This window comes from Bacillus mojavensis (assembly GCF_012648005.1).
Taxonomy (GTDB): domain Bacteria; phylum Bacillota; class Bacilli; order Bacillales; family Bacillaceae; genus Bacillus; species Bacillus mojavensis.
The window spans coordinates 2,527,709-2,544,936 of sequence record NZ_CP051464.1 but is presented as its reverse complement, the minus strand read 5'-3'; the positions used below and the strand labels follow the sequence as shown (position 1 = coordinate 2,544,936).

Sequence of the window (17,228 nt, the reverse complement as noted above, 5' to 3'; positions counted from 1 at the left end):
AAAATGGAACGGATTTATTTGGATCACGCCGCAACGTCTCCGATGGATGATCGCGTGTTGGAGAAAATGATACCGCATTTCTCCGGAAATTTCGGCAATCCATCCAGCATTCATTCATTTGGAAGGGAATCACGGAAATGGGTGGACGAAGCAAGAGCGCACATTGCAGCTGAAATTGGTGCGGCAGAACAGGAAATTATTTTCACTAGCGGGGGAACGGAAGCTGACAACTTAGCGATAATGGGAACTGCGCTTGCCAGAAAAAATCAGGGAAAACATATCATCACGACAAAAATTGAGCATCACGCCGTGCTTCACACATGTGAAAAACTGGAGGAAGACGGATTTGAAGTGACATATCTGGATGTTGATCAAAACGGCAGAGTCAGTGCAAATCAGGTGAAAGAAGCACTCCGTGATGATACAATCCTTGTGACGGTGATGTATGGAAATAACGAAGTCGGAACTGTGCAGCCGATCGATGAAATCGGCCAGCTGCTGAAGGAACACACGGCTTATTTTCATACCGATGCTGTTCAGGCATTCGGGTTTTTTTCAATTGATGTGAAAAGCAGCCATATTGACCTTCTGTCTGTTTCTGGGCACAAGCTCAACGGGCCAAAAGGGACAGGCTTTTTATATGCAAGTAAGGATGTAAAGCTTTCTCCGTTGTTATTCGGAGGAGAGCAAGAAAGAAAACGCCGTGCCGGAACAGAAAATGTTCCGGGAATTGTCGGGCTGAAAGAAGCGGTCAAGCTGTCGGGCGAAGATCGGGACGAAAAAAACGAGAAGTATCAATCGTTTAAAACAATCATAGCCGGCACGCTTAAGGATGCCGGTGTGGCATTCGAGATCAATGGAGATCAAGAGCATAGCCTTCCGCATGTCATGAACCTTTATTTTCCCGGTGTATCTGTGGAGGCACTGCTGGTAAATCTTGATATGGCGGGAGTCGCGGTCTCCAGCGGATCAGCGTGCACTGCTGGTTCAGTCCTGCCGTCACATGTTCTGACTGCCATGTTCGGTGAAGAGAGCGACCGGCTGACGTCCTCAATTCGAATCAGCTTCGGTCTCGGCAATACGGCTGAGCAAGTGAAAACCGCTGCCAAACATGTGGCTGCTGTTGTAAAGCGGCTAACACAATAAGGCGGACTTAATTATTGGAGTGAATGAAATGGAAAAACGGCGGGAGGATACAAGAGTCGTTGTCGGCATGTCCGGCGGAGTAGACTCATCTGTGGCGGCTCTGCTGTTAAAAGAACAGGGCTATGACGTAATCGGAATCTTTATGAAAAACTGGGATGATACGGACGAAAATGGTTTCTGCACGGCGACAGAGGATTATGAAGATGTGATCCGCGTCTGCAATCAAATCGGAATTCCGTACTATGCCGTTAATTTTGAAAAGCAATATTACGAGAAGGTATTTCAATACTTCCTCGATGAATATAAAGCAGGCAGAACACCAAACCCGGATGTGCTGTGCAACAAAGAAATTAAATTCAAGGCATTTTTGGAGCATGCACTGTCACTTGGCGCCGACTATTTAGCGACTGGCCACTATGCAAGGGTCGACAGAAGCGGCGGCAAAGTCAGAATGCTGCGCGGCATTGATGAAAACAAAGATCAAACGTACTTCTTGAATCAGCTGACAGAAGATACGCTAAGCAAAGTGATGTTCCCGATCGGCGAGCTTCAAAAGAGCCGTGTGCGTGAAATTGCCAAAGAAGCAGATCTGGCAACGGCGGCGAAAAAAGACAGTACAGGCATCTGTTTTATCGGCGAACGCAATTTCAAAACATTCCTCAGTCAATATCTCCCTGCGCAGCCGGGTGATATGATGACGATGGACGGTGAAGTAAAAGGACGCCACGACGGATTAATGTACTACACGATCGGTCAGCGTCACGGCCTTGGAATCGGCGGAAGCGGCGAGCCTTGGTTTGCGGTCGGTAAAGATCTTGAAAAGAACATCCTTTACGTCGACCAAGGGTTCCACAACCCGCTCCTCTACTCCGATAAAATCACAGCGACTAATATCAGCTGGGTTCGTTCGGATATAATGGATGGCGAAGAAATTTCCTGCACAGCCAAATTCCGTTACCGTCAAGAAGACCATAAAGTTACAGTTCGAATGACTGGGGAAGGCGAAGCGGAGGTTATTTTCGACGAGCAGGTTCGTGCTGTCACACCGGGACAAGCCGTTGTCTTCTATGATGGCGAAGAATGCCTTGGCGGCGGAACCATTGATGACGTATATAAAGATGGCACAAAATTGTGGTATGTATAAAATGAAAAAAACCTCAACAGCGAGTTGGGGTTTTTTAATGAAAGGAAGATGACTGTGGATTACAATGAAGCCGGTATAGCGGCAATGCAGGAAGGCGATTACGAAAAAGCGGCAGAGGCTTTTACAAAAGCGATTGAAGAAAACAAAGAAGACGCAATTCCGTATATTAACTTTGCGAACCTGCTTTCATCCGTAAATGAACTGGAACGGGCTTTAGCGTTTTATGATAAAGCGCTTGAATTAGACAGCAGCGCCGCCACTGCTTATTATGGAGCAGGAAATGTCTATGTGGTAAAAGAAATGTACAAAGAAGCAAAAGACATGTTTGAAAAAGCGCTGCGTGCCGGAATGGAGAACGGTGATCTTTTCTACATGCTCGGAACGGTTCTCGTAAAGCTTGAGCAGCCTAAGCTCGCTCTGCCATATTTACAAAGAGCGGTCGAGCTGAATGAAGACGATACAGAAGCGCGTTTCCAATTCGGGATGTGCTTGGCGAACGAAGGCATGCTGGACGAAGCACTCAGCCAATTCGAAGCTGTAACAGAGCAAGACCCGGGGCACGCGGATGCGTTTTATAATTCCGGTGTCGCTTATGCTTATAAAGAAAATCGTGAAAAAGCGCTTGAAATGCTGGACAAGGCAATCGAAATCCAGCCGGATCATATGCTGGCGCTTCATGCAAAAAAACTAATCGACCCATCATAAAAAGCTCAGGAGGAGGGACGGCTCGTGCAGCAGCACCCGGATCAGCTGAAAATGGAGGAGGAGCCCTTTTTAAAAGGGACAGTAAACACCGTCATTTATCACAATGACGCCAATTTATATACGGTTCTGAAAGTGAAAGTCACAGAGACCTCCGAAGCTATTGAAGATAAAGTCGTATCCGTGACGGGCTACTTCCCTGCGCTTCAAGAAGAAGAGACCTACACGTTTTACGGAAAAACCGTTACTCACCCAAAGTTCGGACTGCAATTTCAAGCTGAGCACTTCAAAAAGGAGATCCCGACAACAAAAGAAGGCGTCATTCAGTATTTGTCGAGCGATCTGTTTGAAGGAATCGGTAAAAAAACCGCTGAAGAGATTGTGAAAAAGCTGGGTGACAGAGCGATTAATAAAATTTTGGCTGATTCTTCAGTCCTTTATGATGTTCCGAGACTGTCAAAAAAGAAAGCTGACACCCTTGCCGGTGCCCTGCAGCGGCATCAGGGACTGGAGCAAATTATGATTTCGCTGAATCAATTTGGCTTCGGCCCTCAGCTGTCTATGAAAATCTACCAGGCCTATGAATCCGAGACGCTGGAAAAAATTCAGGAGAACCCTTATCAGCTTGTAAGAGATGTGGAAGGCATCGGGTTTGGAAAAGCAGATGAGCTCGGCGGAAGAATGGGGCTCTCAGGGAATCATCCTGAGCGGGTAAAAGCGGCTATTTTATACACGCTAGAAACGACATGCCTGTCAGAAGGGCATACGTACATAGAAACGAAACAGCTGATTATCGAAACCCAAACGCTGTTAAACCAGTCAGCAGCAGATGGGCAGCGCATTGCAGAAATGGATGCCGCTAACGCGATTATTGCGCTTGGAGAAAATAAGGATATTGTCATAGAAGATGAACGATGTTACTTTCCGTCGCTGTTTTTCGCTGAACAAAATGTGGCAAAGCGTGTGAGACAGATCGCAAGCCAAACTGAATATGACGACCAGTTTCCTGAATCGGAATTCCTGATGGCTTTGGGAGAATTGGAAGAGCGTATGAATGTTCAGTACGCGCCGAGTCAGAAGGAAGCGATACAAAAAGCGCTGTCGTCACCGATGCTTCTTTTAACGGGAGGACCGGGTACAGGAAAAACAACGGTAATCAGAGGCATTGTGGAATTGTATGGAGAACTTCACGGTGTTTCACTTGATCCGTCGGATTATAAAAAAGATGAAGCCTTTCCGATTGTGCTGGCCGCGCCTACAGGCAGAGCGGCGAAACGAATGAGTGAGTCAACTGGTCTTCCGGCTGTTACGATACACCGGCTGCTCGGCTGGAACGGTGCGGAAGGATTTACTCATACAGAGGACCAGCCAATTGAAGGGAAGCTTTTGATTATCGATGAAGCGAGTATGCTCGATATATGGCTTGCGAATCATTTGTTTAAAGCGATCCCTGATCATAATCAAATTATCATTGTCGGAGACGAAGACCAGCTGCCTTCCGTCGGACCCGGTCAAGTGCTCAGAGACCTTTTGGCATCCCAGGTGATTCCGACTGTAAGACTGACAGACATCTATCGACAAGCGGAAGGATCGTCCATTGTCGAGCTTGCCCACGAGATGAAAAACGGGCTGCTTCCAAATAACCTGACTGCTCCGACAAAGGATCGTTCCTTTATTCGCTGCGGTGGTTCGCAAATTAAAGAAGTGGTTGAGAAGGTTGTCGCGAATGCATTGAAAAAAGGATATACGGCAAAAGATATTCAGGTTCTCGCCCCGATGTACAGAGGGAAAGCTGGAATCAATGAGCTGAATGTGATGCTGCAGGATATTTTAAACCCTCCAAAAGAAAAGCGGAGGGAAATTAAGTTCGGCGACGTTGTCTATAGAACCGGGGATAAAATTTTGCAGCTTGTCAATCAGCCGGAAAACAATGTGTTTAACGGCGACATTGGAGAAATCACTTCCATTTTCTATGCGAAGGAAAACACAGAAAAAGAAGACATGGCTGTTGTCTCTTTTGACGGCAATGAAATGACGTTTACGAAAAAAGATTTCAGTCAGTTTACTCATGCGTATTGCTGCTCTATTCATAAATCGCAGGGCAGTGAATTTCCGATCGTGGTTCTTCCTGTAGTGAAGGGCTACTATAGAATGCTCAGAAGAAACCTTCTATATACCGCTATCACGAGGGCGAAGAAATTTCTCATTTTATGCGGGGAAGAGGAAGCGCTGGAGTGGGGCGTGAAAAATAATGACGCGACTGTCAGACAGACCTCACTAAAAAACAGGCTGTCAGCGCAGACGGCTGAAATGGATGCTGAGCTTGCAGCTTTGCAAAAAGAGCTCCCGTTCAGCGTGCACGACGCAAATATCGGAATGGAAGGCATTACGCCATTCGATTTTATGAAAGAAGAACAGCTGTAAAAGGGGCTCCCGTGTTTGCGGGAGCTTTTTCATTGGGGGTGGAAGTGATTTCATCGTATGTGTCAAAGGTGAAAAGCAAAACCTAAGCCTGTTCAACAAAAGGTGGTTGATCACACTTTGAGAACATGCCATGAGGTAGAAGGATTTCCTGTATATTCAGAACAAACTTCTGTTTATCTTGGGACGATTTCTGATATTTGTTTTTCTCTTGAAGGAAATTGTCTCGGATTTATTCTTGAACAAAAACGTCTTTTTCATAACCATCATGCGCTTTTACGTGCATGTGATATCAGTTGCATTCTTCATGACCGGATATTGGCTGCAGTCAATGCAGAGCAGCTTCTGCCTCTTCCGAAATCATGCTTCACATATGAGCAGATGAAAATGAAGCTCGTGAAATCGCAAGAGGGTGATATTTTGGGGATGCTGGAAGATGTATACTTTTGTTTGGACAGGGGCATAATCGTAGCATATGAACTCTCGGACGGTTTCTTTTCTGACTTGGCGGGATGTAAACGCCACATCCAAAGAGCAGATTCGCTTGTAGAGGTGCGGAAAGACGAGATCGTTCTGAACGGATAGAGGTGTGAGTATGCTTATATGCCCGAACTGCAAAAGTAAGGACATCGGGAAAATCGGCGTGAACCAATATTATTGCTGGGGCTGTTTCATTGAGCTGACAGTGGTCAAAGGGAAGATTGAAACTCATCAAGTGGAAGAAGACGGAACGCTAAGCAGCCTGGATGATTTGTTTTCTGAGGATGAACGCAGCATCAATTTTTAATATCGAAAGGAGATGCGCAGGATGAATCGGACAATGACTTCTCTTTTGGCGATGGGAGCTGGGGCTCTCGTGTACCGAATGGCGACTCAATCTGACATGCTGAATAATAATCGAAGCATGAAGCGGATGAGAAAAAAAATGATGAAAATGTTTTAAGGAAAGAAGGATACTCTCTTTAGAGTATCCTTTTTATATAAGCCAGCAGTGAAGGGAAAACATAAAAGAATAATTCCTTATAATCCTCAAAAGATATAGGAGAGGTGAAAGCAGATGCTCCAGAAACCGGTGCAGCTTTTGTTATGGGTGGCCATTTGTTTATTGGTCCTGTTAACAGTCTATGTCTTTTGTATGCTTGATATGTTATGGTCTCCCCTGTGGCTCGTCATAAAATCAATCTTTATTCCCTTGATCATTTCTATTTTTATTTCTTATTTATTACTGCCGGTCACTGAGTGGCTTCATGACAAAGGTCTGCCAAGGACATTAAGCATTTTGGTCATTTATGTTCTTTTTTTTGGCGGGCTGGGATGGGCATTATATAAGGGTGTGCCCGTTTTAATTGTTCAGCTGACGGATTTATCAGAAAATATACCTATGTTTGCCGAGACGTACAATGGGCTCCTTCTTCATGTGCATAATCATACAGATGACTGGCCGGACGGCATGCATCACCGCATAGACAAAATGATTAGGCAGACGGAGGCGTTTTTCGCCGGCACAATCGAAGGGGCAATCAGCGGAATCCGTAAAGTGCTCGACTATTTCTTAATCGCGGCAACAATTCCTTTTCTCGTGTTTTATATGGTTAAGGACATCGAATTAATGAAAAAAACGGTGTGGTATTTGACGCCGAAGTCGTGGAGGAAGCGGGGCAGCGCTTTTTTGCTAGATGTAGATGATTCTCTCGGTGATTACATTCGCGGCCAGCTGCTCGTCTGCTTGATTCTCGGAGCCGTAGCCGGTATCACATTTTGGATATTTGACCTTCCATATCCGCTGATACTGGGTCTTATCTCGGGTATTACGAATGTCATCCCGTACTTCGGGCCCTTTATCGGCGCTGTTCCTGCGCTTTTAATTGCGATGACGATTTCTGTGAAGGCCGTTCTTGTCGTTGTCATTACGGTGTTTGTACTTCAATTTTTGGAAGGAAATGTCCTCAGTCCGTTCATTGTCGGCAGAAGCCTCAAGATGCACCCTGTAGTGATTATGCTTGCGCTTCTTGCCGGAGGAGAGCTGGCGGGGATTGTCGGCATGATTCTGGCAGTGCCTGCTGCGGCTGTTTTAAAGGTGATGATGATCCATTTTCTGCGGATGCGGACGGAGCATTGACATTGGCGTGCCGCTTGTCTATAATTTCTCGTAGAATACATACGAATCTCGAGTGACGGATCTGAGTACGCCGAAGCCCTGTTAAAGAGAGAAGCTCCGTAAGCTGAAAGGAGCTTTATCAGAAGATCGGAGGAAGCTAATCCTGAGTGCAGTTAATCGCTGCCGCACATCCTGCGTTATGGGATGAAAGGTGACGGGCGAATCATAAGGCCCGTAATCAGGGTGGTACCGCGAGACAGCTCTCGTCCCTGTGTAAACGTGTGGTTTGCATAGGGGGAGGGCTTTTTTGCTGTCACTGAAGAGAATTTCGATTTTTATAGAGGAGGAAATACAATGAAACACTTAACTTCTGCTGAAGTGCGTCAAATGTTTTTGGATTTCTTTAAAGAAAAAGGACATGCTGTAGAGCCGAGCGCGTCATTAGTGCCGCATGAAGATCCTTCACTGCTTTGGATCAACAGCGGTGTTGCAACGCTGAAAAAATATTTTGACGGCCGCGTTGTGCCGGAAAATCCGAGAATCGTAAACGCTCAAAAAGCAATCAGAACAAACGATATTGAAAATGTGGGTAAAACCGCGCGCCATCACACATTCTTTGAAATGCTTGGAAACTTTTCCATCGGCGATTACTTTAAAGAAGAAGCGATCACATGGGCTTGGGAGTTTTTAACGAGTGACAAGTGGATTGGTTTTGATGAAGAGCTTCTTTCTGTTACGGTTCATCCGGAAGATGAAGAAGCATATGAGTTCTGGGCGAAAAAAATTGGTATTCCGGAAGAAAGAATTATTCGCCTGGAAGGGAACTTCTGGGACATCGGCGAAGGGCCGAGCGGACCGAACACAGAAATTTTCTACGACCGCGGTGAAGCGTACGGGAACGATCCAGATGATCCAGAGCTTTATCCTGGGGGAGAAAATGACCGTTACCTTGAAGTATGGAACCTTGTATTCTCTGAGTTCAACCATAACCCGGACGGCACCTATACGCCGCTTCCAAAGAAAAACATTGATACAGGCATGGGACTTGAAAGAATGGTATCTGTCATCCAGAATGTCCCGACAAACTTCGATACTGATTTGTTTGTCCCAATCATCAAAGCGACAGAAACGATTTCTGGTGAAGCATACGGCCAAGACAATGTAAAAGACACTGCATTTAAAGTCATCGCCGACCACATCAGAACGGTTGCTTTTGCTGTCAGTGACGGGGCGCTTCCGTCTAATGAAGGACGCGGCTATGTATTAAGACGTTTATTGCGCCGCGCTGTGCGTTATGCCAAAACGATCAATATCAACCGTCCGTTCATGTACGATCTTGTTCCGGTTGTTGCTGAGATCATGGCTGCTTTCTACCCTGAAGTCAAAGAGAAGGAAGAATTCATTTCAAAAGTCATTAAAACAGAGGAAGAACGCTTCCACGAAACACTGAATGAAGGGCTTGCCATCTTGTCAGAAATGATCAAAAAGGAAAAAGATAAGGGCAGCAGCGTCATTTCAGGTGCGGATGTGTTTAAACTTTACGACACGTACGGATTCCCAGTTGAACTGACTGAAGAATATGCGGAAGACGAGAACATGACAGTTGACCATAAAGGCTTTGAAGAAGAAATGAACCAGCAGCGCGAGCGGGCCAGAAATGCTCGTCAGGATGTCGGCAGCATGCAGGTGCAGGGCGGCGCATTACGCGACATAACAGAAGAAAGCACCTTTGTCGGCTACTCCCAAACAAAGGCTGATGCCAATGTGATTGTGCTTCTGCGGGACGGCCAGTTAATTGACGAAGCGCATGAAGGCGAAACTGTACAGATCATTCTTGACGAAACACCTTTCTATGCGGAAAGCGGCGGTCAAATCGGCGACAAAGGCTTTTTACGCAGCGAGCTGGCAGTGGTAAAAGTGAAAGATGTGCAAAAAGCGCCGAACGGCCAGCATGTGCATGAAGGTGTTGTCGAGAGCGGAACCGTTCAAAAAGGCATGCATGTAACAGCTGAGGTTGAAGATCATATGAGAAGCGGCGTCATTAAAAACCATACGGCAACGCACTTATTGCACCAGGCATTGAAAGATGTTCTCGGAACGCATGTCAATCAGGCGGGCTCTCTTGTAACTGAAAACCGCCTTCGTTTCGACTTCTCACACTTCGGGCAAGTGACAAAAGAAGAGCTCGAACGAATTGAAGTTATTGTAAACGAAAAGATTTGGGCAAGCATCCCGGTCAGCATTGATTTGAAACCGATCGCTGAAGCAAAAGAAATGGGAGCTATGGCTCTGTTCGGAGAAAAATACGGTGATATTGTAAGGGTTGTTCAAGTTGGAGATTACAGCCTAGAGCTTTGCGGCGGATGCCATGTCAGCAACACAGCGGAAATCGGCTTATTTAAAATCGTATCTGAGTCTGGAATCGGAGCTGGCACTAGACGGATTGAAGCTGTAACAGGACAAGGCGCTTACGTAGAAATGAACAGCCAGATCTCCGTTTTGAAGCAGACTGCCGACGAACTGAAAACAAATATCAAAGAAGTGCCGAAACGCGTTGCTGCGCTGCAGGCTGAGCTGAAGGAAGCGCAAAGAGAAAATGAATCTCTTCTGGCGAAACTCGGCAACGTTGAAGCAGGCGCCATACTATCAAAAGTAAAAGAAGTTGATGGTGTCAGTGTGCTTGCGGAAAAGGTAAACGCCAAAGATATGAACCATCTCCGTACAATGGTTGATGAACTGAAAGCAAAAATCGGCTCTGCGGTCATCGTGCTTGGCGCTGTGCAAAATGATAAAGTCAATATTTCTGCCGGTGTTACTAAGGATCTGATTGAGAAAGGCCTTCATGCCGGCAAGCTTGTTAAACAAGCCGCGGAAGTTTGCGGCGGAGGCGGCGGAGGCCGTCCGGACATGGCACAGGCAGGCGGAAAGCAGCCGGAAAAATTAGAAGAAGCCTTGGCTTCTGTAGAAGATTGGGTGAAATCCGTTTTATAATTTGCCCATGTAGTGTAGAATGATGGTAAGATAAGGACCCCAGGCTGAACTTTGCCTGCGAATTTGGGAAAGAGGTGCAAAACGGTGAGCTCGTTTGATAAAACGATGAAATTTAATTTCTCCGATGATTCTGCCGAAACTAACGTAAATGAGGTGCTGATTACAGTGTATGACGCGCTTCAGGAAAAGGGCTACAATCCAATCAATCAGATTGTCGGATACTTGCTGTCAGGTGATCCCGCTTATATTCCTAGGCATCGTGACGCTCGCAATTTAATTCGCAAACTTGAAAGAGACGAATTAATCGAGGAATTGGTGAAGTCTTATTTAGAACAGCATAAAGAGGCGTAAATAAACAATGAGAATATTAGGGCTCGATTTAGGAACCAAAACACTCGGTGTTGCTCTGAGCGACGAAATGGGCTGGACTGCTCAAGGCATTGAGACCATAAAGATAAATGAAGCAGAGGGCGATTACGGATTACCTCGTTTATCTGAACTGACAAAAGACTATACTATAGATAAGATCGTGCTCGGCTTTCCTAAAAACATGAATGGAACTGTCGGCCCGAGAGGCGAAGCCAGCCAAGCATTTGCGAAAGTGCTTGAAACCACGTACAATGTACCTGTTGTGCTGTGGGACGAGCGTCTTACCACAATGGCGGCTGAAAAAATGCTGATTGCCGCTGATGTCAGCAGGCAGAAACGAAAAAAAGTCATTGATAAAATGGCGGCTGTTATGATTCTGCAAGGATATCTTGACAGTTTAAATTAAAGCCAGAGGTGAATATAATGGAACACGGCGAAAAAAATATTACAATTGTTGACGATCAAGGAAATGAACAGCTTTGCGAAGTGCTGTTTACATTTGAAAACGAAGAGTTTGGCAAATCTTATGTTTTGTACTACCCAATTGAAACAAAGAATGACGAAGAAGTAGAAATTCTTGCTTCCAGCTTTACGCCAAACGAAGATGGTGAAGACGGCGAACTATTCCCGATCGAAACCGATGAAGAATGGGATATGATCGAAGAGACATTAAACACGTTTTTAGCGGAAGAAGACGAAGAGTAAAACCGCGCAAAAGCCGGAGCCTATACTGCTCCGGCTTTTTTTCTGCTTATCAAGAGACGTTTTTTTGTAATAAATTGCCGAAACAGCATGAATCATGTAGTATAAAAGCTGATGGGAGGAGACCTTATGTATATTAATCAGCAAAAAAAATCATTTCTAAATAAAAAAAGAATTGTACTGTCTTCCGTTATTGTGCTGCTTCTCATCATAGGCGGAGCATTTTTATATGGGAAATCACTGCTGGAACCTGTTGAAAAAAACAATAAAACGACAGTTAATATTAACATTCCGAGCGGATCATCTGTATCTGCGATCGCATCGATTTTGAAGGAAAACAATGTCATAAAAAGTGAAAAGGCATTTCAGTATTATGTGAAATATAAAAAAGCTTCGGGATTCCAAGCCGGGTACTATCATCTGAACAAAGGAATGGATCTGGATGCCATTATCAAGAAGCTGACAAACGGGGCTACAAGCTACGCCTTTCAAATTACGGTGCCTGAGGGGAAACAGCTGACACAAATCGCCACAGCCATTGCTGAGGAAACGAAATACTCAACAAAACAGGTCATGGCAAAGCTGGACGATAGAACGTTTATCAATCAGCTGAAAAAGGAATTTCCGGACACCGTTACAAACGATGTTTTTCAGAAAAATATAAAGCATCCGCTGGAAGGATACCTATTCCCGGCTACATATCCATTCCACGATCCGGATACGTCGCTTGAGGACATCATAACTGAGATGATGAAACAGACAGATTCTTATGTGAAGACATACAAAACAGAAATGAAGAAAGAAAAGCTTTCTGTGCATAAGCTGCTGACGATGGCTTCTTTGATCGAAGAGGAAGCGACTGAAAAAGCCGATCGCCATAAAATATCCAGCGTCTTTTATAACAGGCTGAAAAAGAAGATGCCGCTTCAGACAGATCCGACCGTCTTGTATGCGGCTGGCAAACATAAAGACCGGGTGCTTTATAAGGACCTTGAAATCGATTCGCCGTACAATACGTACAAAAACACCGGTCTTCCGCCAGGTCCGATTGCCAATGCCGGAATGTCTTCTTGGGAAGCGGCGCTTCATCCGGATAAAACGGACTATCTGTACTTTTTAGCAAAATCAAACGGTGAGGTCGTATTTACGAAAACATTAAAAGAACATAATAAAGCAAAAGAAAAATATATTTCGGCAAAAAATCAGAAATAAAAGGAGAGCAAAAGCTCTCCTTTTATTCGCATTTCGCAAGGTTTTATGATAAAATATATCGGGTTGTTTACTAACGTATACAAGTTGTGCTCAGAGAGTGTCCTGTGTCAAAGACTGGGGCACTCCTTTTTAGAACGGGAGGCTGTTTGTTGTGACAGACCGCTATGAACAAATAAATGACTATATAGAAGCATTATTGAAGCCTCAGCCGGATAACGTGAGGAAGCTGGAAGCATATGCGGAAGAACATCATGTTCCGATTATGGAAAAAGCGGGCATAGAAGTGCTGCTCCAAATCTTGTCAGTCAAACAGGCGAAGAAAATACTGGAGATCGGAACGGCTATCGGTTACTCGGCCATTCGAATGGCGCTGGCACTGCCGTCTGCAGAAATATATACGATTGAACGCAATGAGACACGCCATGAGGAAGCTGTTCACAACATAAAGGATTTTCAGCTTGATGACCGAATCCATGTGTTTTACGGGGATGCGCTCGAATTAGCAGAAGCCGTTCATGTCACAGCGCCATATGATGTGATTTTCATTGATGCTGCTAAAGGTCAATATCAAAACTTTTTTCACTTATATGAACCGATGCTTTCGCCAGACGGGGTGATTTTAACAGACAATGTGCTGTTTAAAGGTCTGGTGGCAGAGGATTACAGCAAAATAGAATCAAAAAGAAGGCGCAGGCTGGTATCGAAAATCGATGAGTATAATCATTGGCTGATGAATCATCCGGATTATCAAACTGCGATTATCCCTGTTGGGGACGGGCTTGCGATTAGTAAAAAGAAGAGGTGAACGTCATGAAAAAACCAGAGCTCTTAGTCACACCGACAAGTACGGCAGACATTTTGCCGCTGATTCAGGCGGGGGCAACTGCGTTTTTAGTTGGGGAACAGAGATACGGTCTGAGATTAGCTGGGGAATTTTCACGTGCAGATGTAACGAAAGCCGTAGACATTGCCCATAACGAAGGAGCAAAAGTATACGTTGCCGTAAACGGAATTTTTCATAACGATAAAGTGGGAGAACTAGGCGATTATCTTGCTTTCTTAGCGGAAACGGGCGTTGATGCAGCTGTATTCGGCGATCCTGCCGTTCTTATGGCTGCACGTGAATCAGCACCGGATCTGAAGCTTCATTGGAGCACAGAAACGACAGGAACCAACTATTACACATGCAACTACTGGGGACGTAAAGGCGCGGCTCGATCTGTGCTTGCCAGAGAATTAAATATGGACAGCATTGTCGAGATCAAAGAAAACGCAGAAGTTGAAATTGAAGTTCAGGTGCATGGAATGACCTGCATGTTCCAATCGAAACGTTCCTTGATCGGAAACTATTTCGAATACCAGGGCAAAGTCATGGACATTGAAAGAAAGAAAAAAGAATCCGGCATGTTCCTGCATGATAAGGAGCGCCATAACAAATATCCGATTTTCGAAGATGAGAACGGCACACATATCATGAGCCCGAACGATGTGTGTATCATTGATGAACTTGAAGATCTAATAGATGCGGGAGTCGATTCGTTCAAAATCGACGGTGTTCTGAAATCATCTGAATACTTAGTGGAAGTCACCAGCATGTACAGAGAAGCGATTGATCTGTGTGCGGAAAACCGTGACGAATATGAAGCGAAAAAAGAAGACTGGATCGAACGCATTGAAAACATTCAGCCAGTAAACAGAAAAATAGATACCGGCTTCTTCTTTAAAGAAACGGTTTATTAATGAAAAGGAGGTTACGCTATGACTGCCGTAAATGATAAGATTTCTAAAATAGTTGATGGTAAGCGTGTGATTACGAAAAAGCCAGAGCTTCTCGCGCCTGCGGGGAATCTTGAAAAACTGAAAATTGCTGTACATTACGGAGCGGACGCCGTCTTTATCGGAGGGCAGGAATACGGGCTTCGTTCGAATGCGGATAACTTTACGATTGAAGAAATCGCAGAGGGCGTGGAATTTGCGAAAAAATACGGCGCGAAAATTTACGTCACAACAAATATTTTTGCTCATAACGAGAATATTGATGGACTTGAAGAATATTTAAAAGCTCTCGGCGACGCCAACGTTGCCGGCATCATTGTGGCCGATCCGCTTATTATCGAAACCTGCCGCAGAGTAGCGCCTCACGTTGAGGTTCATTTGAGCACGCAGCAATCTCTCTCCAACTGGAAGGCTGTTCAGTTCTGGAAGGAAGAAGGGCTTGACCGTGTGGTGCTAGCCCGTGAGACAAGCGCGCTCGAAATCAGAGAAATGAAAGAAAAAGTAGATATCGAAATTGAATCCTTTATCCACGGTGCGATGTGTATTGCATACTCCGGCCGCTGTGTCCTGAGCAATCACATGACAGCCCGCGATTCCAACCGCGGAGGCTGCTGCCAGTCATGCCGCTGGGATTATGATTTATATCAAACCGACGGGGCCGATGCCGTTGCTTTATACAGTGAAGAAGATGCTCCGTTTGCAATGAGTCCGAAAGACTTGAAGCTGATTGAGTCGATTCCGAAAATGATTGAAATGGGCATCGACAGCTTAAAGATTGAAGGACGGATGAAATCCATTCACTACGTAGCGACAGTTGTCAGCGTATATCGTAAAGTAATTGACGCTTATTGCGCTGATCCCGATAACTTTGTGATTCAAAAAGAATGGCTGGAAGAGCTTGATAAATGCGCCAACCGTGACACTGCGACAGCCTTCTTCGAAGGAACACCAGGCTATGAAGAGCAAATGTTCGGCGAGCACGGCAAAAAAACAACATTTGATTTTGTCGGCTTAGTGCTGAATTATGATGAGGATACACAAATGGTCACTCTTCAGCAGCGCAATTTCTTCAAAAAAGGTGACGAAGTGGAATTTTTCGGTCCGGAAATCGAAAACTTTACACATACAATTGAAACCATTTGGGACGAAGACGGAAATGAGCTAGACGCTGCCCGCCATCCCCTGCAAATTGTCAAATTCAAATTAGACAAAAAGATTTATCCGAGCAACATGATGAGAAAGGGGAAGTAATCACCCATGGGTAAGAGTCCAGTAGTCATTGGAATCGCAGGAGGTTCCGGTTCAGGAAAAACGAGTGTCACACGTTCAATTTATGAACAATTCAAAGGACACTCGATTTTAATGATCCAGCAAGACCTCTATTATAAAGACCAAAGCCACCTTCCATTTGAAGAAAGGCTGAATACAAACTATGATCATCCGCTTGCGTTTGATAATGACTATTTAATCGAGCATATTCAAGATCTATTGAATTACCGTCCGATTGAAAAGCCGATTTACGATTATAAGCTCCACACACGGTCGGAAGAAACGGTTCACGTAGAGCCGAAAGACGTGATTATTCTTGAAGGCATTCTTGTTCTTGAAGATAAAAGGCTGCGCGACCTGATGGATATCAAGCTTTATGTAGACACAGACGCTGACTTGCGCATCATCAGACGGATTATGAGAGATATTAATGAGCGCGGGCGCTCTATTGATTCTGTCATTGAACAATATGTGTCTGTTGTCCGCCCGATGCACAATCAATTCGTTGAACCGACAAAGCGGTACGCTGATATTATTATCCCGGAAGGCGGACAAAATCACGTTGCAATTGATCTGATGGTCACAAAAATTCAAACCATTCTTGAACAAAACGCGATTTTGTAATACCATAGCATAGACATAAATAACTCTGACCATATTATGTATAGGCAGGAAGGGGATGTAAAATTCCCTTCTTTCCCTGTTTATAAACGCGAAATATTTGCAGAACCACAAGATTCAGTTTAAGATAAACAGTACCAATATGGGAGAGAAGAACGAGGACTGCCCTGTGTTCTCATTCTTGTATTTTTAGTTTATGCTCTCATACATAATCGAAGATGTTGAGGGACAACCAGAAGGAGTGAAGGGACATGGCACAAGAGAAAGTTTTTCCTATGACTGTAGAAGGAAAACAAAAACTTGAACAAGAATTAGAATATTTGAAAACGGTTAAACGAAAAGAAGTAGTAGAGCGCATCAAAATCGCGAGAAGTTTTGGGGATCTTTCCGAAAACTCTGAATACGACTCAGCGAAAGAAGAGCAGGCATTCGTAGAGGGCCGTGTAACGACTCTTGAGAATATGATCCGCAATGCGAAAATCATTGAAGATGACGGCGGCTCTAACGTTGTCGGTTTAGGGAAAACTGTCACTTTCGTCGAACTGCCTGATGGCGATGAAGAATCTTATACAATCGTCGGAAGCGCAGAAGCTGATCCGTTTGAAGGGAAAATATCAAACGATTCGCCGATTGCTAAAAGCCTGCTTGGCAAAAAAGTAGATGATGAAGTCACAGTTCAGACACCGGGCGGAGAAATGCTCGTGAAAATTGTGAAAATTTCATAATATCCGTTTAACAAAGAAACACCTCGTCCACAATGTGGGTGAGGTGTTTTTT

18 protein-coding genes are annotated in these 17,228 nt (G+C 44.8%); all 18 read left to right on the top strand.

Going from position 1 to position 17,228, the window contains the following annotated elements:
• Positions 1-3: 3 nt before the first annotated feature.
• The 18 genes from HC660_RS13350 to greA all read left to right on the top strand — a co-directional run bounded on the left by HC660_RS13350 (position 4) and on the right by greA (position 17,176).
• Complete coding sequence (locus tag HC660_RS13350; protein WP_168748342.1) at positions 4-1,146, top strand: cysteine desulfurase family protein; 1,143 nt, start codon at positions 4-6, stop codon at positions 1,144-1,146.
• A gap of 28 nt (positions 1,147-1,174) precedes the next feature.
• Positions 1,175-2,290, top strand: coding sequence for a tRNA 2-thiouridine(34) synthase MnmA (mnmA, locus tag HC660_RS13345; protein ID WP_168748341.1), 1,116 nt, complete (start codon positions 1,175-1,177; stop codon positions 2,288-2,290).
• Positions 2,291-2,374: 84 nt separating this feature from the next.
• A complete protein-coding gene (locus HC660_RS13340; RefSeq protein WP_238933066.1) occupies positions 2,375-2,995 on the top strand; it encodes a tetratricopeptide repeat protein in 621 nt (206 codons plus the stop codon).
• Between the two features lie 24 nt (positions 2,996-3,019).
• Positions 3,020-5,416, top strand: coding sequence for an SF1B family DNA helicase RecD2 (gene recD2 / locus HC660_RS13335; RefSeq protein ID WP_168748340.1), 2,397 nt, complete (start codon positions 3,020-3,022; stop codon positions 5,414-5,416).
• A 117-nt stretch (positions 5,417-5,533) separates the two neighbouring features.
• The gene (locus HC660_RS13330) at positions 5,534-5,998 is read left to right on the top strand and encodes a PRC-barrel domain-containing protein (protein ID WP_010335111.1); all 465 of its coding nucleotides are present in this window, start codon (positions 5,534-5,536) and stop codon (positions 5,996-5,998) included.
• A 10-nt stretch (positions 5,999-6,008) separates the two neighbouring features.
• Complete coding sequence (locus tag HC660_RS13325) at positions 6,009-6,200, top strand: YrzR-like zinc ribbon domain (RefSeq protein ID WP_010335110.1); 192 nt, start codon at positions 6,009-6,011, stop codon at positions 6,198-6,200.
• Positions 6,201-6,221: 21 nt separating this feature from the next.
• Complete coding sequence (locus HC660_RS13320; protein ID WP_010335109.1) at positions 6,222-6,356, top strand: YrzQ family protein; 135 nt, start codon at positions 6,222-6,224, stop codon at positions 6,354-6,356.
• Positions 6,357-6,470: 114 nt separating this feature from the next.
• On the top strand, positions 6,471-7,532 hold the full coding sequence (locus HC660_RS13315) for an AI-2E family transporter (RefSeq protein ID WP_168748339.1): 1,062 nt from the start codon (positions 6,471-6,473) through the stop codon (positions 7,530-7,532).
• 333 nt (positions 7,533-7,865) lie between these two features.
• The gene (gene alaS / locus HC660_RS13310; protein WP_168748338.1) at positions 7,866-10,502 is read left to right on the top strand and encodes an alanine--tRNA ligase; all 2,637 of its coding nucleotides are present in this window, start codon (positions 7,866-7,868) and stop codon (positions 10,500-10,502) included.
• Positions 10,503-10,586: 84 nt separating this feature from the next.
• The gene (locus HC660_RS13305) at positions 10,587-10,853 is read left to right on the top strand and encodes an IreB family regulatory phosphoprotein (protein ID WP_003225903.1); all 267 of its coding nucleotides are present in this window, start codon (positions 10,587-10,589) and stop codon (positions 10,851-10,853) included.
• Positions 10,854-10,860: 7 nt separating this feature from the next.
• Entirely contained in the window at positions 10,861-11,277 is a 417-nt protein-coding gene (gene ruvX, locus HC660_RS13300) for a Holliday junction resolvase RuvX (protein ID WP_010335106.1), read from the top strand.
• 17 nt (positions 11,278-11,294) lie between these two features.
• A complete protein-coding gene (locus tag HC660_RS13295; RefSeq protein WP_010335105.1) occupies positions 11,295-11,576 on the top strand; it encodes a DUF1292 domain-containing protein in 282 nt (93 codons plus the stop codon).
• Between the two features lie 126 nt (positions 11,577-11,702).
• Positions 11,703-12,785: an endolytic transglycosylase MltG gene (gene mltG / locus HC660_RS13290; protein ID WP_010335104.1), complete on the top strand. Its 1,083-nt coding sequence runs from the start codon at positions 11,703-11,705 to the stop codon at positions 12,783-12,785.
• Between the two features lie 151 nt (positions 12,786-12,936).
• Positions 12,937-13,590: an O-methyltransferase gene (locus HC660_RS13285; protein WP_168748337.1), complete on the top strand. Its 654-nt coding sequence runs from the start codon at positions 12,937-12,939 to the stop codon at positions 13,588-13,590.
• A gap of 5 nt (positions 13,591-13,595) precedes the next feature.
• Positions 13,596-14,525, top strand: a complete 930-nt coding sequence (locus HC660_RS13280) for a peptidase U32 family protein (RefSeq protein WP_168748336.1) — start codon at positions 13,596-13,598, stop codon at positions 14,523-14,525.
• An 18-nt stretch (positions 14,526-14,543) separates the two neighbouring features.
• Positions 14,544-15,812: a peptidase U32 family protein gene (locus HC660_RS13275; protein WP_168748335.1), complete on the top strand. Its 1,269-nt coding sequence runs from the start codon at positions 14,544-14,546 to the stop codon at positions 15,810-15,812.
• Positions 15,813-15,818: 6 nt separating this feature from the next.
• Complete coding sequence (gene udk, locus HC660_RS13270; protein ID WP_010335100.1) at positions 15,819-16,454, top strand: uridine kinase; 636 nt, start codon at positions 15,819-15,821, stop codon at positions 16,452-16,454.
• Positions 16,455-16,702: 248 nt separating this feature from the next.
• Complete coding sequence (greA, locus tag HC660_RS13265; RefSeq protein ID WP_010335099.1) at positions 16,703-17,176, top strand: transcription elongation factor GreA; 474 nt, start codon at positions 16,703-16,705, stop codon at positions 17,174-17,176.
• The last annotated feature ends 52 nt before the right edge of the window (positions 17,177-17,228 follow it).